Source organism: Pseudomonas sp. L5B5, from assembly GCF_020520285.1.
Lineage (GTDB): Bacteria > Pseudomonadota > Gammaproteobacteria > Pseudomonadales > Pseudomonadaceae > Aquipseudomonas.
In genome coordinates this window covers 6,700,865-6,720,677 of record NZ_CP084742.1, presented here as the reverse complement: position 1 = coordinate 6,720,677, position 19,813 = coordinate 6,700,865, and the positions used below count along the sequence as shown (strand labels likewise).

The 19,813-nt window shown below is 62.9% G+C and carries 19 protein-coding genes; 11 read left to right on the top strand and 8 right to left on the bottom strand.

The window, feature by feature from the left end:
• Nucleotides 1-57 precede the first annotated feature (57 nt).
• The 4 genes from LGQ10_RS30925 to LGQ10_RS30910 all read left to right on the top strand — a co-directional run bounded on the left by LGQ10_RS30925 (nt 58) and on the right by LGQ10_RS30910 (nt 3,779).
• Nucleotides 58-1,086, top strand: a complete 1,029-nt coding sequence (locus LGQ10_RS30925; protein ID WP_226524188.1) for a hypothetical protein — start codon at nt 58-60, stop codon at nt 1,084-1,086.
• A 98-nt stretch (nt 1,087-1,184) separates the two neighbouring features.
• Nucleotides 1,185-2,213 carry a hypothetical protein gene (locus tag LGQ10_RS30920; protein ID WP_226524187.1) on the top strand — a complete coding sequence of 343 codons (1,029 nt, stop codon included), beginning with the start codon at nt 1,185-1,187 and terminating at the stop codon, nt 2,211-2,213.
• Between the two features lie 152 nt (nt 2,214-2,365).
• Nucleotides 2,366-3,049: a hypothetical protein gene (locus LGQ10_RS30915; protein ID WP_226524186.1), complete on the top strand. Its 684-nt coding sequence runs from the start codon at nt 2,366-2,368 to the stop codon at nt 3,047-3,049.
• 109 nt (nt 3,050-3,158) lie between these two features.
• Nucleotides 3,159-3,779 (top strand): LysE family translocator, encoded by a 621-nt coding sequence (locus tag LGQ10_RS30910; RefSeq protein ID WP_226524185.1) that lies wholly within the window; start codon nt 3,159-3,161, stop codon nt 3,777-3,779.
• Between the two features lie 64 nt (nt 3,780-3,843).
• Here the strand turns inward: LGQ10_RS30910 and LGQ10_RS30905 are convergent, their stop codons facing one another.
• Entirely contained in the window at nt 3,844-4,086 is a 243-nt protein-coding gene (locus LGQ10_RS30905; RefSeq protein WP_058437153.1) for a hypothetical protein, read from the bottom strand.
• An 86-nt stretch (nt 4,087-4,172) separates the two neighbouring features.
• The gene (ptrR, locus tag LGQ10_RS30900; RefSeq protein ID WP_226524184.1) at nt 4,173-5,051 is read right to left on the bottom strand and encodes a putrescine utilization regulator PtrR; all 879 of its coding nucleotides are present in this window, start codon (nt 5,049-5,051) and stop codon (nt 4,173-4,175) included.
• Nucleotides 5,052-5,151: 100 nt separating this feature from the next.
• Between ptrR and LGQ10_RS30895 the strand changes: the two genes are divergently transcribed.
• Entirely contained in the window at nt 5,152-6,543 is a 1,392-nt protein-coding gene (locus LGQ10_RS30895) for an aldehyde dehydrogenase family protein (protein ID WP_226524183.1), read from the top strand.
• A gap of 75 nt (nt 6,544-6,618) precedes the next feature.
• Here LGQ10_RS30895 and LGQ10_RS30890 read toward each other — a convergent pair whose 3' ends face one another.
• Nucleotides 6,619-8,292 carry an alpha/beta hydrolase gene (locus LGQ10_RS30890; RefSeq protein ID WP_226524182.1) on the bottom strand — a complete coding sequence of 558 codons (1,674 nt, stop codon included), beginning with the start codon at nt 8,290-8,292 and terminating at the stop codon, nt 6,619-6,621.
• A gap of 358 nt (nt 8,293-8,650) precedes the next feature.
• Between LGQ10_RS30890 and LGQ10_RS30885 the strand changes: the two genes are divergently transcribed.
• Nucleotides 8,651-8,899, top strand: a complete 249-nt coding sequence (locus LGQ10_RS30885; RefSeq protein WP_058436314.1) for an Arc family DNA-binding protein — start codon at nt 8,651-8,653, stop codon at nt 8,897-8,899.
• Nucleotides 8,900-9,132: 233 nt separating this feature from the next.
• Nucleotides 9,133-11,319: a TonB-dependent siderophore receptor gene (locus LGQ10_RS30880; RefSeq protein ID WP_226524181.1), complete on the top strand. Its 2,187-nt coding sequence runs from the start codon at nt 9,133-9,135 to the stop codon at nt 11,317-11,319.
• Nucleotides 11,320-11,472: 153 nt separating this feature from the next.
• Here LGQ10_RS30880 and LGQ10_RS30875 read toward each other — a convergent pair whose 3' ends face one another.
• Both LGQ10_RS30875 and LGQ10_RS30870 read right to left on the bottom strand, forming a co-directional pair.
• Nucleotides 11,473-11,757: a helix-turn-helix domain-containing protein gene (locus tag LGQ10_RS30875; RefSeq protein WP_226524180.1), complete on the bottom strand. Its 285-nt coding sequence runs from the start codon at nt 11,755-11,757 to the stop codon at nt 11,473-11,475.
• Nucleotides 11,747-12,052, bottom strand: coding sequence for a transcriptional regulator (locus LGQ10_RS30870; protein WP_413247642.1), 306 nt, complete (start codon nt 12,050-12,052; stop codon nt 11,747-11,749). Before LGQ10_RS30870 ends, LGQ10_RS30875 begins: the two co-directional genes overlap by 11 nt.
• A gap of 428 nt (nt 12,053-12,480) precedes the next feature.
• On the opposite strand from LGQ10_RS30870, the gene LGQ10_RS30865 reads away from it, so the two are divergent.
• From LGQ10_RS30865 to LGQ10_RS30855, 3 genes are read left to right on the top strand one after another with little or no spacing between them, the layout of a single operon-like run.
• Nucleotides 12,481-13,905: an FAD-binding oxidoreductase gene (locus tag LGQ10_RS30865; protein WP_226524178.1), complete on the top strand. Its 1,425-nt coding sequence runs from the start codon at nt 12,481-12,483 to the stop codon at nt 13,903-13,905.
• 24 nt (nt 13,906-13,929) lie between these two features.
• The gene (locus tag LGQ10_RS30860; protein WP_226524177.1) at nt 13,930-14,877 is read left to right on the top strand and encodes a LysR family transcriptional regulator; all 948 of its coding nucleotides are present in this window, start codon (nt 13,930-13,932) and stop codon (nt 14,875-14,877) included.
• 48 nt (nt 14,878-14,925) lie between these two features.
• Complete coding sequence (locus tag LGQ10_RS30855) at nt 14,926-16,245, top strand: MFS transporter (RefSeq protein ID WP_226524176.1); 1,320 nt, start codon at nt 14,926-14,928, stop codon at nt 16,243-16,245.
• A gap of 129 nt (nt 16,246-16,374) precedes the next feature.
• Here the strand turns inward: LGQ10_RS30855 and LGQ10_RS30850 are convergent, their stop codons facing one another.
• From LGQ10_RS30850 to LGQ10_RS30840, 3 genes are all read right to left on the bottom strand, one after another.
• The gene (locus LGQ10_RS30850; protein WP_226524175.1) at nt 16,375-16,854 is read right to left on the bottom strand and encodes a DUF4265 domain-containing protein; all 480 of its coding nucleotides are present in this window, start codon (nt 16,852-16,854) and stop codon (nt 16,375-16,377) included.
• An 82-nt stretch (nt 16,855-16,936) separates the two neighbouring features.
• The gene (locus tag LGQ10_RS30845) at nt 16,937-17,620 is read right to left on the bottom strand and encodes a hypothetical protein (RefSeq protein ID WP_226524174.1); all 684 of its coding nucleotides are present in this window, start codon (nt 17,618-17,620) and stop codon (nt 16,937-16,939) included.
• On the bottom strand, nt 17,620-18,588 hold the full coding sequence (locus LGQ10_RS30840; RefSeq protein WP_226524173.1) for a hypothetical protein: 969 nt from the start codon (nt 18,586-18,588) through the stop codon (nt 17,620-17,622). The genes LGQ10_RS30845 and LGQ10_RS30840 overlap by 1 nt, the downstream gene beginning before the upstream one ends.
• Before the next feature lie 455 nt (nt 18,589-19,043).
• On the opposite strand from LGQ10_RS30840, the gene LGQ10_RS30835 reads away from it, so the two are divergent.
• Entirely contained in the window at nt 19,044-19,325 is a 282-nt protein-coding gene (locus LGQ10_RS30835) for a fructose-bisphosphate aldolase (RefSeq protein ID WP_226524172.1), read from the top strand.
• Nucleotides 19,326-19,813 lie beyond the last annotated feature (488 nt).

The window sequence follows — 19,813 nt, the reverse complement described above, 5'->3', positions numbered from 1 at the left end:
GGCGGTGAAGATCACGCAATGGCATGATGCCGCGGCGAAAATCATCAAGGACCGCTGATGTTTCCCCATCGAATTCAAGCCCCCTGCCAGGCCGACCTGGAACTGCAGGTTAGCGCCCGCCTGGAGGCCGATGACCAGGCCCAGGTCATCGTCCAGTTCGCCAAGGCCGAACAGTACGACGGCGAACTGCTGAGTCAGCTCGACACGCTCTGCGCCCGTTTCGGTGAACGCCTCAAGTTGCGTTTCTATAGCCATTACCCGGGCAGCGCGTTCGATGCCCGGGTGTTGCTGGCCCTGCCCCATGTGCAGTCCCTGAGCCTGGACTGCCTCGACACCCTGGATCACTACGAGGCCATCGGCCGCCTGCCCCTGCTTCGGGAATTTGCCCTGCAGGTGATCAGCGCCGACCTGCCTGAACTGCTCAGCCTGCCCAACCTGGAGCAACTGCACAGCCTGCGGCTGTCCCTGGACAAGGGCCCGGCGATTGAACTGGCGCCGATTGGCTGGATGCCCGAGTTGCACAGCCTGAGCATCAGCGTGCAGAGCCATCAGCTGGATGTGCTGAGCCAGTGCCCGAGCATCAGGCACCTGAGCCTGCATCGCCTGCCGGCCAAGACCACCCTGGGCATGGTGGCCGACATGGCCGGGCTGCGCAGCCTGGCGCTGAGTTTCGGCAGCCGCGAGAGCATGCCGGAGTTGCGCAACCCCCAGGTCACGGATCTGGAGATCCTGCGGGTGCGCGGCCTCCACCAACTGCAACTGGATGGCTTTCCACAGCTTGAGGTCCTGAAGATCGAGGACCAGGCGCAACTGCGCCGGCTGGATCTCGCCGGGCTGGAGCGGCTGCACCAGCTGAGCCTGATCAACCTCAAGAGCCTGGGGGAACTCAGCGGCCTGCAAACCTCGAACATCACTGACCTGCGCATCATCAAGGCCCCACAGATGGATCTGCTGGCACTGATCGACAGCCAGCTACCGCCCAGCGTGCAGCACCTCAAGCTAATCAGTGGCAAACGCGCCATGGACAAACAGCTCGAAGCCCGGCAACAGCAACTGGGCATTCCTGAACCCACCGGCCCGTATTGATCGCAAGCACTTCGACCGCGGCGGCCAGTTGGCCATCAGTGTTACGCCGAGCCCAGAGTGATGGCATTATGCCGCGCGACAATCATCAAGGACCGCTGATGTTTCCCCATCGAATCAAGGCACCGACCCAGGCCGACCTGCGTCTGCAGGTCGGTGCGCGGCTGGAGGCCGATCCGCGGGCCCGGGTCATCGTCCAGTGGCACAGCGTCGAACAATACGATTGCCAACTGCTGGAACAGATCGATGCCCTCTGCGCACGTTATGGCGAGCGCATCACCGTGCGTTTCTACAACCATTACTCGAGCAGAAGTTTTGATGGCCGGACCTTGCTCGCCCTGCCCAACGTCCACTCGCTGAGCCTGGACGGCCTCGAGACCCTGGACCACTTCCAGGCCATTGGCAGCCTGCACCAGCTCAGGGAGCTTGCCCTGGAAGTCTTCCGGGCCGATCTGCCCGGGCTTCTGGCCCTGCCCAACCTCGAACGCCTGCACAGCCTGCGACTCTGCCTGGACCAGGGCCCAGCCATCGATCTGGCGCCGCTTGCCCGCATGCCCGAGTTGCAGAGCCTGCACCTCAGCCCGCAAGGCCATGACCTGGAGATCCTGCGCCAGTGTCCGAGCATCAGCACCCTGAGCCTGCATCGCCTGCCGGCCAACACAACCCTGGAGATGGTCGCCGACATGAGCGGCCTGCGCAGTCTGTCGGTGGCGTTCAGCAGCCGTGAGCAGATGCCCGAGTTGCATAGTCCCTGCGTCAGGGAGCTGGAGATCATGCGCGTGCGCGGCCTCGAGCGCCTGGACCTGGACGGCTTTCCACAGCTTGGCGTGCTGAAGATCGAGGATCAGGCGCAATTGACCCGGCTGGACCTTGGCGGTGCGCCGCTGTTGCGCAAGATGAGCCTGATCAACCTCAAGACCCTGGAGGAACTCAGCGGCCTGAAAACTTCGAACATCACTGACCTGCGCATCATCAAGGCTCCTCAGGTGGATGTACTGACACTGATCGACAGCCAGTTGCCGCCCAGCGTGCAGCACCTCAAGCTGCTCAGTGGCAAACACGCCGTGGACAAACAGGTCGAAGCCCGGCAACTGCAACTGGGCATCCCGCAACCCTGCAGCCCGTTTTGACCGCAGCCCTCTCGCAGGAGCGAGCTGGCTCGCCAAGGACGGCAACGATAGCGCGCACTCACAGGAGCATGCGGTGCTTTGGCAAGCATCGCGAGCAAGCTCGCGCCTACAGATCACCCTGCCCCCCTTTTTGCACCTGATACGGAGATCCCATGTCCTTCGTTCCTCGCTTCACCGAACTGCTGCTGACCCACCTGCAACAGGAAGAACGCCAGCGCATCCTCAAGTCCATCGTCGTTGCCTCCGCTCCCGAGCTGTGGCTGAGCCTGGAGTCGGCAGCGCTGCTGGACATCAATCGCGACCACTTCGGCCTCGGCGGCCAGCTGGATGAACGCGAAGACTACCGCCTCTGCTCCGACCAGCCGCCGCGCAGCAACGTCCCGCGCTGGCTGATCGCCGCCGAGCGACGCAAGGTGGATATCTGGGTCGAGGACAGCTACGGCGAACAGCCCTCCACCGCCATCGAATTCAAGGTGATACACAACAACAAGAATGCGTATGACAAGATTCGGCAAATTCGCAGGGACCTGGCCAAGCCAATTCCCCACACCAGCCCTGACGAACACATCGAACGCTGGGGCATCGTGCTGCTGACCTACTCGCGCTTCTACAGCGACCAACGAGGCAACTATGTCTACGGCAAGTTCGCCAACCGTGAGGCCTTTCTCCAAGCCTTCAGGCATGCACTGAGCGATCACGCTGACCGTTACAAGGGCACCCCCGAGCTGGAACTTGCGATGGAGCCGATTCAGGTCGCCGACCTGGAAGGCGCCCATTACATCGAGTCGGAGAAAGAGGCCGGGGTGTACCTGGCACTGGTCAGGTGCAAGGCCTGAGGCTCGCCCCGGACCACCAGCGGCAGCGGTCTAACACGGGCATCCGTGGAGCAGATTGGCACTCCACGGCTGTGCTAACGTTCGCAACCCTGCCCCTGGAGCCCTGCCCATGTCCATCACCGAGAATCTCCTGGCCTTCACCTTCGCCGCCACGTTGCTGACCCTGACCCCGGGCCTGGACACCGCCCTGGTGCTGCGTACCGCCACCGTGGAAGGCAAGCGGCAGGCTCTGCGCGCAGCGTTGGGGGTCAACGCCGGCTGCCTGCTCTGGGGCGCGGCCGTGGCCTTCGGCCTGGGGGCCTTGATTGCGGTGTCGGAGCTGGCCTTCAACCTGCTCAAGTACTGCGGCGCCGCCTACCTGGCCTGGCTGGGGCTGAACATGCTGCTGCGCCCGCGCCGCACCGTTGCCCCCGCAGGCACCGACGCCAAGCCCGATGCCAACTGGTTTCTCAAGGGCATGCTGGGCAATGTGCTCAATCCCAAGGTGGGGATTTTCTATGTGTCCTTCCTGCCGCAGTTCATTCCCCAGAGGCAGCCGCTGGTGCCCTGGACCTTCGCCCTGGTGGGCATCCATGTGATGCTCGGGCTGATCTGGTCACTGCTGCTGATTGGCGCCACTCGCCCCCTGAGCGGGGTACTGCGGCGGGAAAAGGTGATTCAGTGGATGGATCGCACCACCGGCATGATCTTCGTGCTGTTCGCGGCTCGCCTGGCCTTGAGCAGGCGCTGAGAAACCGCTCCCAGCCACTGCCTGCGCTCCCGAAAACCCACCGCAGGCACGCCGAGACGGCCGCTCAAGCTCGGTTTTCGCGCCGATACTGCTGCCATTGCGCCCAGCAGTCCTCGGCCACCAGATCGCGATAGCCCCGCTCGTTTTCCATGCTCAGTGCTACCGCTACCGGCAACGCAATGCAGGCGGCGTTATCACGAATCTCCAGCACTTCGGCTTCGGTCAGGGGCGTGCCCTTGGTGGTCTCGGCATTCAGCAGCACCGCCACCAACGCCGGCACGAACACAAGGCAAAGCTGATCGGTCATGGCTCATTTCCAGGTGCGAGGCAAAGGCCGAAAGCCTACACAAATCGCACCGAGGCAGCCATCGAACGATGGCCGAGCAGGCCCACTCATTCCTCAGCCAGCACGGCCCCCCGCTCCTCCAGCAACTTCACAAAACTGCTCAAGCTCTGGGACACGGTGCCGCGCCGCCAGACCAGCCAGGTGCGCAGGAAACGAAAGCGCGGAGACAGCGGCCAGACACTCACCGTGGCACAGCCGGGCATGCTTTCGAGCATGCTGCGGGGCATCAGCGCCAACCCGGCGCCGGCGCTGACGCAGGCCAGCATGCCGTGGTAGGACTCCATCTCGTGGATCTTGCCCGGCACTGCGGCGTCCTGGGTGAACCAGCTTTCGAAGTGATGGCGATAGGAGCAGTTGGCGCGAAAGGCATAGATGCTTTCACCGTTGACCTCCTGCGCCCGGGTGATGGGCGTATGCCCCAGCGGAGCGATCAGTACCATCTCCTCCTCGAACACCGGCAGCCCTTCCAGGGTCGGGTGGCGCACCGGGCCGTCGACAAAAGCCGCCACCAGACGACCCGAGAGCACCCCCTCGATCATGGTCCCCGAGGGGCCGGTGGACAGGTCAAGCTCGACCTTGGCGTACCGCTGGTTATAGGCCGCCAGCAGCGCCGGGATGCGCACCGCCGCGGTGCTTTCCAGGGAACCCAGGGCAAACGGGCCCTGGGGCTCCTCGCCGGCCACGGTCAGGCGCGCCTCGGCCACCAGGTCGAGGATGCGCCGGGCATAGTCGAGGAAATTCCAGCCGGCAGGCGACAGGCGCATGCGACTCTTCTCGCGGATGAACAATTCCACGCCCAGGTCCTGCTCCAGCTGCTTGATCCGCGTGGTCAGGTTCGACGGCACGCGGTGGATCAACTGCGCGGCAGCGCTGATGCTGCCCTGTTCGGCTACGGCCTTGAAAATTTCCAACTGGACCAGATCCACAGCATTCTCCATTCGTGAATGACTTGCTTAGTATTATTCAGTTTTCAGCAAAGAACCAACTCCGTAACCTGCCGCTACTACCCCCTTGCAGGACGGTGCCATGACCTCTGTTTCCAGCCACACCCACGCCCTGTCGATCAACCCCGCCACCGGCGAGCAGATCGGCGCCTATCCCTACCAGTCCGAAACCGAACTGGACGCGGCCCTGGAGCGTGCCCGCCGCGGCTTCGGCCAGTGGAAGCGCCTGGACGTCAGCGAACGGGCCAGCCGCCTGGTCGCCCTGGCCCAGGTATTGCGCGACAACAGCGAGCCGTTGGCCCGCATGATCACCCAGGAGATGGGCAAGCCTTTGCCCCAGGCCCGGGGCGAGGTCGAGAAATGTGCGCAGCTGTGCCTGTGGTATGCCGAACACGGGCCGGCCATGCTGGCCCCGGAAGCGACCCTGGTTGAAAACAACAAGGCCCGCATCGAATACCGGCCGCTGGGACCGATCCTGGCAGTGATGCCCTGGAACTTCCCGCTCTGGCAGGTACTGCGCGGCGCGGTGCCGGCGCTGCTGGCGGGCAACACCTACGTGCTCAAGCACGCGCCGAACGTCATGGGCAGCGCCTACCTGCTGCTCAACGCCCTGCACGGTGCCGGTTTCCCTGAAGGGGTGTTCGAGCTGGTCAACGTCACCCCGGACGGGGTGTCCTGGGCCATCGCCGACCCGCGCATCGCCGCCGTGACCCTGACCGGCAGCGTGCGCGCCGGCATCGCCATCGGCTCCCAGGCCGGCGCTGCGCTGAAGAAATGCGTGCTGGAACTGGGCGGCTCCGACCCCTTCATCGTGCTCGACGACGCCGATCTGGACGAGGCGGTGAAAGCCGCAGTGATTGGCCGCTACCAGAACACCGGACAGGTCTGCGCCGCGGCCAAGCGCCTGATCATCGAACAGGGGGTGGTGGAAGCCTTCACCCACCGTTTCGTCGAAGCCACCCGCGCCCTGGTCATGGGCGACCCGCTGGCCAGCGACACTTACCTCGGCCCCATGGCCCGCTTCGACCTGCGCGACGAGTTGCACCAGCAAGTCCAGGCGACCCTGGCCGAAGGCGCTACCCTGCTGCTGGGCGGCGACAAGCTTGAAGGTGCCGGCAACTATTACGCGCCTACGGTGCTGGCGGGCGTCACCGACCAGATGACCTCGTTCAAGCAGGAACTGTTCGGCCCGGTGGCCTCGATCATCACCGCTCGCGATGCCCAGCACGCCCTGGCGCTGGCCAACGACAGCGAGTTCGGCCTCACCGCAACGATCTTCACCCAGGACCTGGAGCGGGCCCGGCAGCTGGCCGACGAGCTGGAAACCGGCGGTGTGTTCATCAACGGCTACAGCGCCAGCGACCCCCGGGTGACTTTCGGTGGGGTGAAGAAAAGCGGCTTCGGCCGCGAGCTGTCGCACTTTGGCGTGCGCGAGTTCTGCAACGCCCAGACCGTGTGGCTGGATCGACGCTGAGACCGGGCGGCCACCCCAAGGGCGCAATGCCCAGATGAAGAAACGGACCTGGATCAGGTCCGTTTTCTGGAAGGCTCAAATGGTGTTCAGCACAAAATAAAGCAGCAATATCCCGGCGATCACCAGCCCCTCAAGATCATGGGTAAACCCCCACCAAGCGCCATAGAACGCGACCCCTACCCCCAGGGCCGTCAGCAGGGCAAAACCATACATCCTGGCCCTGAACCAGAATGATGGACGCTCGCACAGATCGGCCCCTGTCGGAGCGGGCAGCAAGGGGGTCGCGATATGCGGGGACAGCACATAGTTGACGATCTTCGATTGGTTCGGCCGTTGCAGAGGTTTGCCGTGATCGCCCTTGAACCACAGGGTCTGAGGCTGGGTCGGCAAATCCTGCAGTTCGTCGAAGCCATCGACGCCACCGGTCCCCACGTCACGAAAGCCGATCAAGTGCAGGCCCCGGCACAACCCGCCTACGGGCCAGTCCTCGGAACTGCACTGGTTCGCCACGGTCGCCACCTGGCGCTGCAACATCATCCGCCGCCATGGAAACTCCCGAGGCAGTACGCTGCCCGCCAGGTACACCCGGTCGAACTTCAGTGACGACACCTCAAGCAGGCTGGTGCCGAGGATATAGGTGCCATTACTGTGGCCGACAAAGTGGAACTGCACGTCTGGATTGCGCGCCACGTGGTAGCTGTAACGGTCGAGAAACCAGGCCAGGTTGCCGCGACGCACCCACGGCAAGGCAAACTTGATTGCGGAAAACCAGCCATAGGTGGAGCGATCCACCAACACCGGCGACTCATGACTCGAACAGGTAGCGGCCGGTGGCTTGTCCTGCCCGTCTGACTTGGCCTGTTGCTCTATGGCTTCGGCAATGTCGGTGACCCAGCCCGAATTGCCGTCACGGATTCCGTGGAGCACGAACACCACTCGCCCAGGTCCGGTGGCTGGCAACTCGCCGGCCTGCTCGGGCTCATGCAGTTGAGGGTCCGGGTTGCGGAACACCTCCAGTATCCGCACAAAACCCGCGGCACCAGGAGGCGCCGCCGGATCGAACAGGTTGCTGTGATCGGCCCCCTCGATGGTCACCGTGTAGGAGTTGGCAAACGCTTCGGTATCGCGCACATCCTCACGGGCCACCACGCCATCGATATCGCCGAGAAACTGCACCACGAACGGCCGATGCTCACCGTCCCGTTCATGGAAGTGACGCATCCAGGACAAGCGCAGATCCGTAACAAAAAAAGAGCCCTTTTCCAACTCCATCAGCCAGCCCAGGGCAAACCAGGAGGGTGGCTTGAGCAGCAGCCACTGCAGCGAAACCAGCTTCATCAGCGCCATGCCCAAGGCCCAGGTAGCGGTTGCGTAAGGGCGAAAGCCGCGGTTGATGGAGGCAAACAACAGCACCGACTCGACCTTGCTCCACCATTCACGTCGTGACGGCTGATCCGGGTAGGCACCTGCCGCCAGCAGATAGGCATCGCGCACGATCATGCCGCCGGCACTGTGCCCGACCAGGATGATCCGCCGGTAATCCCCGGCCAGCCGGTCGATGTTGGCCAATAGCGCTCGGGTCAGGTCACGTACCCGGCCAGCCCGCAGGATGCTGCCCACTCCCTGGGTGTCGTAATGGTGCCAGTCTCCGCTGATCCCTTGATCGTGCAACCGCGCCTCCAGTCGCTTCCAGGCAGCGTGATGATTGCCAAGGCCACCAACCACGATAATGAGCGGGTGTTCATGCATAAAGTGTCTCCCCGAGGGCTGCCGGCAGTCATAGCGTTGCGCCATCCTAGGTATAGGCTGTTTTCCACGGGCCGCTACTGGGGCTGCGTCATGACGTTGTGGTTTGGCTCAAGTGGGCCGGCGCTTCGAGCGAGCCTGTACCGGGGGCCAAGCCGGCGGGAACGATGGGGAGTCGGTCGGGAACGTTATGTTCTCGAGCGCTCGGCATCGGGACCCCGAATGGTTCCAGGAGGGCTGGTATCTCGATGATTGCCTACCCCTAGCCCAGCACAATCCGCATTTTTTTCAGAATTTTCCTGAAGCCACCGGGCTCACGGCCTTTTTATGATGCGATTTTTCAACCGGCTGGAATTCCGCTATGCGTGCCCAGGTTCAGAAGTTCATCGTCCGCCTGCCCAATGACCTGCATGCCCAGGTCAAGCGGGTGGCCCGCAGGGAAAACCGCAGCATGAACCACGAAATCGTCGATCGCCTGGAAAAATCCCTGGCCAGCGACGATGCCCGCAACATCGACGAGAAGCTGGTCGCCCTGCTGTTGCGCCGGGTCGAGTTTCTCGAGAAACAGATCGAGGCCTTGCAGAAGGCCAGCCAGGACCCCGGGCGCTAGCCCTACCCTTCTTTGGCAGGTGCCCCTGCCGCGCTCTCCTTTGGTGCGTTCCTGCCTTTACCCCTTCGTTGCAACTTGTATGATGGCGCCAACCCAAAAGCCGCGCGCCGATTGCCGCCCTGCGTCGACCCGACATCCTGTGGCTTGCCCTGCTCGCACAACTCGCCACACGCCAGCTCCAGGAACCTGCCCAGGCACCTGCCACGGAACAGGCTGGCCCTCAAGGAATGCCCATGAACCGCACCCATCCGACCACCCCAGCGCCAGAGCGCGCCACGGGACTGAGCCTCAATCGCCTGACCCTCGGCCTGCTGCTGGCCGGCAGTGCCACCGCCGCTGGCGCCGCTACCGAATTGCCGACCCAGACCGTCAGCGGCAACCAGGCCTATGGCTATCGCAGCGACAGTGCGTCGGTGGGCAGCTTCGACGAAGCGCCGCTACTGGATACCCCGGCCTCCATCAGCGTGATCAACGAGGACATGATCAAGGACCAGCAGGCACGGCTGCTCAGCGAAGTGCTACGCAACGATGCCTCGGTGGGCCAGAGCTACGCCCCCGTGGGCTACTACGAGAATTTCGAGGTGCGCGGCTTCTCGCTGAATGCCGCCAGCAGCTACAAGATCAACGGCCGCACCATCACCGGCGAGCAGAACGTCGCCCTGGAAAACAAGCAGCGGGTGGAAGTGCTCAAGGGCCTGTCCGGCTTGCAGAGTGGGGTCAGCGAACCCGGTGGGCTGATCAACTACGTGACCAAGCGGCCCACGGATATTCGCTCGGTCACCGTCTCCACCGATGATCGCGGCAGCGGCTACCTGGCCACCGACGTGGGTGGCTGGTTCGGCAGCGAGCAGCAGTTCGGCCTGCGGGCCAACCTGGCCCACGAAGACCTGCACTCCTATGTCGAACACGCCAATGGCCAACGGGATTTCGCCTCCCTGGCCTTCGACTGGAACATCAGCCCCAACGCCCTGCTGCAACTGGACATCGAGTACCAGAACAAGGAGCAGCGCTCGGCCCCGGGCTACCAGCTGCTGGGCGGCACGGCCCTGCCGCACCACGCCTCGCCGAAGAAGCTGCTGGCCCACCAGAGCGGCTCGAAACCGGTGACCAACGAATCGCTGAATGTCAGCGGCAACTTCGAGTACCGCTTCAACGATGACTGGAAGGGCAACTTGAGCGCCTCGCGCAGTCGGGTGGTGATCGATGACTACAGCTCGTTTGCGTGGGGTGGCTGTACCACTGACTGCGTCAACAATAAGGGCAATTATTTCAGCCCTGAAGGCAACTACGGCATCTACGATTTTCCCAGCCCCGACGACACCCGGCGCAACGACGAAATCCAGGCAGTGGTCAATGGCCGCTTCGATACTGCGGGCCTGAGGCATGAGCTGAGCCTGGGCACCAGTGCGTTCCGCCGAGTGGTGCATAACCGTGGCCAGACGATGTATCCAATCGATACTGGCAACATCTACAGCGAGCCGAAAAACTTCCCCCGCTCCACTCAACAGCTCAACGACTCCCACAAACGCCTGGACAGCCGTCAATACGGCCTGTTCTTCAGCGACCGCATCAGTTTCAACGAACAATGGCAGACCGTGCTGGGCGGGCGTGAAGTGCGCCTGGATGAAGAAAGCTTCGATACCAATGGCGTGCGTGAACGCCATACCCAGCGCTACATGTTCCTGCCCCAGGCAGCGCTGATCTACAAGCCGGTGGCCAACCTGTCGCTCTACACCCAGTACAGCAAGGGGCTGTCCCTGGGCGGCCAGGCGCCTTGGTACGCCAGTACCGAGAATGGCACCACCACCCTGGCCCCCACCGTTTCACGGCAGATCGAAGCCGGGGTCAAGTACGACTGGCAGCGCATGAGCTTCACCGCCGCGCTGTTCCAGATGCGCCAGGCCTACCAGTATTCGCGTCCGGAAGACAACGGCGAATTCACCTACATCCAGCAAGGCCAGCAGAAGAACACCGGCCTGGAGCTCTCGGCCAATGGCTGGGCCACCCAGCGCCTGCAGATCGCCGCCAGCGTCGCGGCGATTCGCTCGCGGGTCGAGGACACCGGCACCCCGGCCTACGAAGGCCACCAGGCCCTCAACGTGCCACGCCTGCGGGCCAGCCTACAGGGCGACTACGCCCTGCCCTGGCTCGATGGCCTGGCCCTGCTGGGCGGGATGCAATACAGCGCCAGCAAGTACGCCGACCGCACGGGCAATGTCAGCGCCGGCAGCTACGCGATCTTCAACATCGGCAGCCGCTACAGCACCCGCATCGATGGTTACGACACGGTGTTCCGCCTGACCGTGGACAACCTGTTCGACAAGCGCTACTGGCGCGACGTCGGCGAATACCTGGGCGACGACTACCTGTTCCAGGGCGCGCCACTGAATGCACGCCTGAGCGCCTCGATCAACTTCTGAGGCATAACTGTCCTAGGCCGTTGTAGGAGCCGGCTTGCCGGCGAAGGCGATCTCACAGGCCCCTTCGCTGGCAAGCCAGCTCCTACACGGGTCTTTCAGGCATACACAAAAAAGCCGGTCCTCAAGACCGGCTGGCTATCGCATTGCTCACCGTCACACCGGCTGCAAAGCACGCAAGGCTTCAGGGTACTGGCTGGCCACACGCAACAGCGTTTGCGCCGCGCCCGTCGGCTGGCGCCGGCCTTGCTCCCAATCCTGTAGCGTGCGCAGGCTGACTCCCAACAACGTGGCGAATGCACTCTGAGACAGGCCCACCTTGGCCCGGGCCTCTGCCGCCACGGACAGCTTTACCGTCGTGGCACGCGCCGCCTTGCTGGCTTTCATCTGGCCCACTGAAGTCAGCAAATCCTTCTGAAACTGCTGCAGTTCATGGTCCATGCCTGATTCCCTCTTTCAATTGATTCAGAAAGCCACTGGGCAAGTTGTCGAACTTCGCCTTGGTGTAGACGATCAACAACCAGATGAGACCTTCCGAAAGCAGGTTGTAGTAGATGACTCGTGTACCGCCGCGCTTGCCACTGCCACTGTACGACCAGCGAACCTTGCGCAGCCCTCCGGTACCGGGGATCACATCCCCGGCCCATGGGTCAGCGACCAGCCAGGTGATGAACTCCAAGCGCTCGGTGTCGTTCCAGATCGGCTCGGCGTACCGCTTGAAGACCTCAGTTTCGATGACGGTCTACATGACCCCACCATATACGGCAAGGCCGTATAGACGAACAGACAGGCATTCGTCCGATACAACCTGCTAGCCCAAGAAAGCCCAATACCCCCTCCGACAGCGGGACATCGCGAGGGTTGGGCATTTGATCAACTAACCACCGAGGGTGGTCGCAATCATCGAGAGCAGCCACTGCTTACGGTAAATACAGACATGCCTTACAGGCTCGCCGGCGAAGGGGCCCACACGACTGGCGCTTGTCTCAAGGACGCCTTCGCTGGCAAGCCAGCTCCTGTATGGGGCGGGGCGGCGACCATCTGCCCTCGCGATAAGGCCATCTCCAATCTGCACGACCGGCACCACGTTCATGCAGTTAGGATATGGGCAACTCCCCGCCCTGGCCCAGCCAAGGGTGCGAACAACAAACCGGAGATTGCCCGATGCTGCCCCCTGCCCCCGATACCGCCCGACTCCAGCCCTTGCCCGCCGCCCTAGTGGATGAACTGACCCGCCTGCTGGGCCAGCGCTTCAGCACCTCCGCCAGTGTTCGCGAGCACCACGGCCGGGACATCTCCGCCCTCGATCCGCTGCCGCCGCAAGGGGTGGCTTTCGTCAATCACCTCGACGAAATCATCGCCGTGCAACAGGCCTGCCACCGCCATCGGGTGCCGATCATTCCCTACGGCAGCGGCAGCTCCCTGGAAGGCTGGCTGCATGCGGTTCACGGCGGGATATGCATCGATGTGTCGGCGATGAACCAGATTCTGCAAATCCGCGTCGACGACATGGACGTCACCGTGCAACCGGGGGTAACCCGCAAGCAGCTCAACGCCGCGCTGCACGGCACCGGCCTGTTCTTCCCCATCGACCCTGGCGCCGACGCCTCCCTGGGCGGCATGGCGGCGACCCGGGCCTCCGGCACCAACGCCGTGCGCTATGGCACCATGCGCGAAAACGTCCTGGCGCTGACCGCGGTACTGGCCGACGGCCGCGTGCTGCACACCGGCGGCCGGGCACGCAAATCCTCCTCGGGTTACGACCTCACCCACCTGCTGGTGGGCTCCGGCGGCACCCTGGCCACGGTGGCCGAGCTGACGGTGAAGCTGCACCCGATTCCCGAAGCGATTTCTGCTGCGGTGTGCAATTTCCCCAGCGTTGATCAAGCGGTGCAAATGGTGATCCAGGCCATCCAGCTGGGGGTGCCGATTGCCCGTATCGAACTGATCGACGCCCTCACCGTGCGCGCCCTGAACGCCTACAGCAAAACTCAATTGAACGAGGCGCCGTCGCTGTTCTTCGAGCTGCACGGCTCGGAGTCCTCGGTCAAGGAACAGGTGGAAACCATCCGCCTGCTGGCCGACGAACACGGCGGCCAGGACTTCGAATGGGCGGTGCACCCGGAAGACCGCAGCCGCCTGTGGCAGGCGCGGCACGATGGCTATTTCGCCGCCGTGGCCCTGCGCCCCGGCTGCCGCGCCCTGACCACCGACGCCGTGGTGCCGATCTCGCGCCTGGCCGAATGCATCGAAGCCACCGCCGCCGACCTGCAACAGCAAGGCCTGCTGGCGCCGATCTTCGGCCATGTCGGCGACGGCAATTTCCACGCGGTGATCCTGGTCAACCCCGACGACCCCGAGGAAGTGCGGCGCGCCGACGGCGTGGCCCAGCGCCTGGCGGAACGGGCCATCGCCCTGCAGGGTTCCTGCACCGGCGAGCACGGCGTCGGCCTGACCAAGCAGGCCTACATGAGCCTGGAGCACGGGCAGAACGCGGTGGACGTGATGGCGGCAATCAAGGCCGCCCTCGACCCGCGGCAACTGATGAACCCGGGCAAGATCTTCCCCCGCGGCCCGGCAATCGACTAAGACCACGGCCGCCAAGGAGCACCCATGGAAATCCGCCAGCTGAAGTATTTTGTCGCCGTGGTCGATGCCGGCAGCCTGTCCCGCGCCGCCCGGGACGTGCACGTGGCGCAATCGGCCCTGAGCAAGCAGATGTCGGCCCTGGAAGCCGACCTCGGCGCGCAACTCTTCCATCGCAGCAACAGCGGCATCCGCGTCAACGACGCCGGCAAGCTGTTCTACGAATACGCCCAGGGCCTGCTCAAGCACCTGCAGGACGCCCGCGCCGCAGTCAGCAGCGAACCCGGCGCACTCAGCGGCTCCATCGTCGTCGCCCTGCCCCAGAGCGTGGCCAGCACCGTGGCCCTGCCGCTGATCCAGGCCGTGGCCCGTACCTACCCCAAGGTCGAGCTGCACCTCAATGAAGAACTCACCGGCAACCTGGTGGACCAACTAGTGCGGGGTCGGGTCGACATTGCCCTGTTCACCCCCATCGGCCTGCCGCCGCAGGTCAGCTTCAGCCCGCTGCTGGAAGAAGACTTCTACCTGATCCACCGCGCCGACGACTGCCACGCGCCGCCAGCAGGCGACGTCACCCTGGCCGAAGCCGTGGCCCGGCCACTGGTGTTTCCCAGCCGCGCCCACAGCCACAGCACCCGGGCCTGCGTCGACCAGGCCCTGGAACGCCTGCACTTGCCACCGGCCCAAGTGGCCATGGAGGTCAACTCGGTGCACATCCTCAAGAGCGCCGTGGAAGCCGGCATCGGCCCCAGCATCATGCCGCTGAACCTGGCCCTGCGCGAAGTCGCCGAAGGTCGGCTGGTGGCCCACGCCATCCAGCCCCGGGAAGTCTTCCGCACCCTGGGCATCTGCGTCTGCGAGGCCCTGCCCGGCAGCAACCTGCGCAGCGCCATCGCCAACCTGTTCGCCCAGGTGGTGCGCGACATGAGCCGCTCTGGCGAATGGCCCGCCACCCGCCTGCTGCCCGAGGCCTGAACCGCTGTTTCATCCATTGCTTCGACAACAAGAATAAAGAGGCTAGCCATGAACCCACCTTCCCCGCCGCCTGCGGCCCTCGACGACGCGGCCCTGCACTCGGCCTACCGCAAGACCGCCTGGCGCATCATCCCGCTGCTGATTTTGTGTTACCTGGTGGCCTACCTGGACCGGGTCAACGTCGGCTTCGCCAAGCTGCAGATGCTCGACGACCTGAAGTTCAGCGAAGCGGTGTACGGCCTCGGCGCCGGGATCTTCTTCGTCGGCTACCTGTTGTTCGAGATCCCCAGCAATATCGCCCTGCACCGCTTCGGCGCGCGGCGCTGGATCGCGCGGATCATGGTCACCTGGGGCCTGCTGTCAGCGGCCATGATGTTCATCCAGACGCCGCTGACCTTCTACGTGTTGCGGCTGCTGATCGGCATTGCCGAAGCCGGCTTCTTCCCCGGCATTATCTTCTACCTCACCACCTGGTTCCCCAGCCAGCGCCGAGGAGTGATGACCGCCCTGTTCATCATGGCCCTGCCGATTTCCAGCCTGTTCGGCTCCCTGATCTCCGGGCTGATCCTGCAACACCTCAACGGCGTGTCCGGCTACGCCGGCTGGCAATGGCTGTTCGTCATCGAAGGCCTGCCCGCCGTGGCCCTCGGTGCCGCGGTGTTCTTCCTCCTGCGCGACCGCATCGCCGACGCCCACTGGCTCACCCCCGAAGAACGCCACGGCATGCAAGCCGCCATAGACCGTGAAGCCGCCCACAAACAAAGCCACCGCCTGCGCGACGGCCTGCTCAACCCACAGATCTGGCTGCTGGGCGCGGTGTACTTCTGCCTGGTGCTGGGCCAATACGTCATCAGCTTCTGGCTGCCCACCATCATCCGCAACAGCGGCGTGCAGCAGCCCTGGGCCATCGGCGTACTCACCGCCCTGCCCTACGCCGCCGCAGCTGTGACCATGGTGCTGGTGGGCCGCAGCTCGGACCGCCACGGCGAGTACCGCTGGCACCTGGCAGTCTGCGCCGGAATTGGCGCGCTAGGCGTGGCCTTCGGCACCTTCTTCGGCGACAACCTGGTATTGGCCATGCTCGGCCTGATCATCGGCACCGCCGCCATGATCAGCAGCCTGCCGGTGTTCTGGGGCCTGCCCACCGCCGTAGTGGGCGGCGCCGCAGCTGCCGCGGGCGTGGCATTGATCAACACCCTGGGCAACGTGGCCGGATTCTTCAGCACCATCGTGGTGGGCTGGCTGACTCAGGTAACGGGCAATACCCAGGCCGCGATGTACTTCATGGCCGCCATCCTGCTGATCGGCGGCGGGCTGGGCTTGATGGTCAACCACGTACGCAAGACAGCACGGCTACAAACTGCCTGACGCCGCCCCACTGTAGGAGCCGGCTTGCCGGCGAAGGCGTCCTCAAGACCGCCCTCGCCGGCACCAATATCGAAACCATCTACGCCGCCCCGCCACACCCGAGAGCAACACCATCGCGGACCACTTGAATCAGTCCAACCACCAGTTCAACAGCGTCTCGTCTTCATCGTCATCGAGGTTCTGATAGACGTTCGCGTAGTACCACTGGATCCCGGTCTTTTCGCGGAAACCATCGAAAAACCGGTTGATGTTCTCCATCCCGTTTTTTGCCGGGACCGCCAACGCTAGCGTCCCCCCGCACACCCCATCCAGAGTTCCTTCCAGCTCACGAATGACATCGCTTTCGAGTGCCGTAATCACCGCCGGATCAATGTAGTCGGCGTAGATCTGGATGCAGAAATTCCCGCCCCGCTTCAGCACTTGCGCCGGAGCATCGGGATGGCGAATGGAAACGATATCGCCCCGCGCCAGGTTTTGCGCCAGCCCCGGCGAGGACAGCAACTCGTAAGTATCCCCGTCGATCCGGCGCGCCAGCAGCTCCTCGCGCACGGCGCCATCATCATCGGCCATGTACACCTGAATCAGCACAGGGGATTGCTTGTCATCCATACGGGGCTCCACAGTGTCCACGTTCAATACTCCTTTTCTCACCACCCGGCGCCTGCAAACTGCAGCACACCCATCCCCTGCCTCAAGGCAACGGTGCAAAGCTCCCACCGCCCTCATTCCAGCGAAACCCCGGAAACGTGCAGTCCTTGAAAGCGATCCGCAGTTGCTCTCCCTCACCCTGCAACTGCAAGGTATCCACCCCCTGATTCGGACACCCCGGTGCCGCGATCGCCAGGCTCACCAGCAACTTGCCAGTGGCCTTGTCCATCACCTCCACCGTCGTGATCCTTTGATCATTGCCCGGCATCGGCACCTGGAAGTACCAGCGCTTGGTGGAAGCGCTCTGCAACAGCGTGGTGACCGGCTGCGGCCACGAGCGATCCGAATCCACCAGGCCCACCAGCTTCAGCGCAATGGGCAAGGTCTTGCCCGTGCGATAACTGGTCCAGGTGCCGCGTACCTGCTCCTGCTGGCGGTAGTTCATCAAGTCATTGAACTGCAGGCGCGCCACTGGCAAACCTTGCTCATCCAACTCATCCATGGCCAGCACGCTGCTGAAGTTCAAGGTCGGCTTGAGACGGATCGGCGTGCGATAGCGCTGATAGGCATAGGTGCCCTGGTAGAGCGCATTCTGGCTGCCCAGGGTCAAGACAATCGCCTGCTTGCCCACCGTGCCCTCATACACCCCATGGGACGCCTGCGCCGGCAGCAACCACAGCGCCAACAACCCAGCCACCAACCCCCGAGCAAGATCAAACCCGCGCATCAGAAACGCTCCTCGCCCGACGACAGATATTCCAGCCGGTCAGGGGTGATTACCCGGTAATAATCCCAACGCTGAATGCGCTTGTCGTAATTGACAAAGGCCTGCTTGCTGAACTCCATCTGACCACTGGGGGAAAAGCGCAACGAACCGTCCACCGCGAACTGCTCCAACAGCGGATGGCGCAGGTACTCACGGTTCTCGCGGTTGAACAGGTAATACTGGGTCGGCGCGCACCACACCCGGCCATCCGACTCATCCAGGCGATGGCCCTGCACCTGGAAATCGATCCGCGCCTCGGCCTGGAAATGCCCGAAGGTCAGGGTCCTGGTGCCGACCGACGACAGGCACCACTGCCCCCGGATCTCCTGCACCCGCTTGCCGGTGGTACGACTCATCACCCGGATACTGTCCACCCGCGCAACATCCTCCCCGGCCTTGCCCACCGCATGCACACTGAAATAGAAATCCCGATCGAACACCGGCTGCAGCACATCGGCCTCGAAAGCCGTCCGCTGACTGTCGCCAAAGCGCGCCACCCGCTGCAACTGCAACGGCTGCTGCGTGCCCGTGCGCAAATCCACCAGACTGCCCTGCAACACGTCCGCCCCCTCGGCGAACGGCTGCAACGACACCGCTGTCGCCGGCAGGGTCGGGTTGTCCATGATGTTGATCAAGAGCGCGGAGCCAGGATGGAAAGGCGTGGATTCCAAGGCCATGGGCAGGCGCTCGGCCTCGGAAAACCAGTAGCCAGACATACCGCCGCCGTATCGCGAGTCGTAGGTAAGCGCCAGTTCAACCGGGGTGGAACCGAGAGTGCCGCGGTAGGTGGTGGTGGGGTTGGCTTGCGCGGTTGGGGTGAGGAGCCCGATGCCGAGCAAGAGTGCTGCGGTCAGACGGAAAAGGAGGTGTGGCAGGTGACGCTGTTGGCCAGCCCTTGTTTGCGTACTGCTGCCAATGGGCTGGGTCATGCCTGCGCTCCTTGCGGTGGGGAAAAGGGGCGCAGGATAGCAAAATCAGGTGAGCATCTGATGGTATAAGGTCGCGTAATCGCTGACGAAAGATACGAAGAGCTCCAGAATCTCTCCTTACGACAAAAATCAGCAAAACAGCCCTTCCCTACCCACAATCAAGACGCTTCCTACAGCTCCGCTGTTGCACCCATTAATACCCAAGTTTATAGTTCGCCCCGTCCGCTGGCTCCGGCCAGCGACAGGGTTTCGCAGCCCTACAGATACGATTAACCCAAGCACCATAAAACACCGGCCGCTCCTCGCGTCCGAAGTTTGTTTTATGGCGGCTGTGTGCGGGAGATCTTCGGATCTGCCGAGTTCTCGTATCTTCGGTCTGCGAACCCGCGCACAGCTGCCACCCATTCGATTCGCAGCGAACGGCAGCCGTACATTTCGATACGAGGAGTAATGCCATGAAGACTCAAGACGAGTCCCAACGTTTTATCCCCCTGACTCCAATTGCCAGTGACATTCCGGTGCTGTTTATCGACAGCCATGCACCGTTGGTGGATCTACATGCGTGTGCTAGCGAGCGCTTGCTCACTACTCTCGACTATCTGAATCTGATGGCCTGTACTACTTTGCGAGATGCGAGCGATAAGGACATTGGCACCATTACCAATACTGCTAGGTTGTTGCTGCAAGATGTCCGGGATGTGTTGGCGGCGATTGAAACAAGAGTGTTTAGTACTTGATTTAAATACTAAAAAAGCCGGCCACAAACCGGCTTTTTTACTCTCCAAAATAAACCTATCCCATCCGGTAACTCACCTGATAGCTTAGCTATTCTTGGGGGCGTGTATTCCCCTGTCCAATGGCGTACAACGTCATTTGTACCTCATCCGACGATGAAGTGGTGGAGACAGGCGGGGGACACAACGGAAGATAGGAAAAAACCAATAGTAGGATACAAGGGCTGCGGGTACTGACAGAACGGGGCTCACCCATGAAAATGCACGCTCAGCTTTTTATTAACCTGCTGCTGGTGATCGGCATCTTCGCCGGCGTTTGTATGGTCATAGCCCTGCTATTGACCCTACCGCGTTTCCCACTACTACTTGTAGCCTTGCTGCTAACAAGCTGGGCTTGATTAAAGCTCAACCCCCTACTCACTCGCTAAAGCAATGGTGTTCGGAGAGCCACAGCTCTGACTGTAAGCTCTCTGTTTTTGTCAACTTGGGTT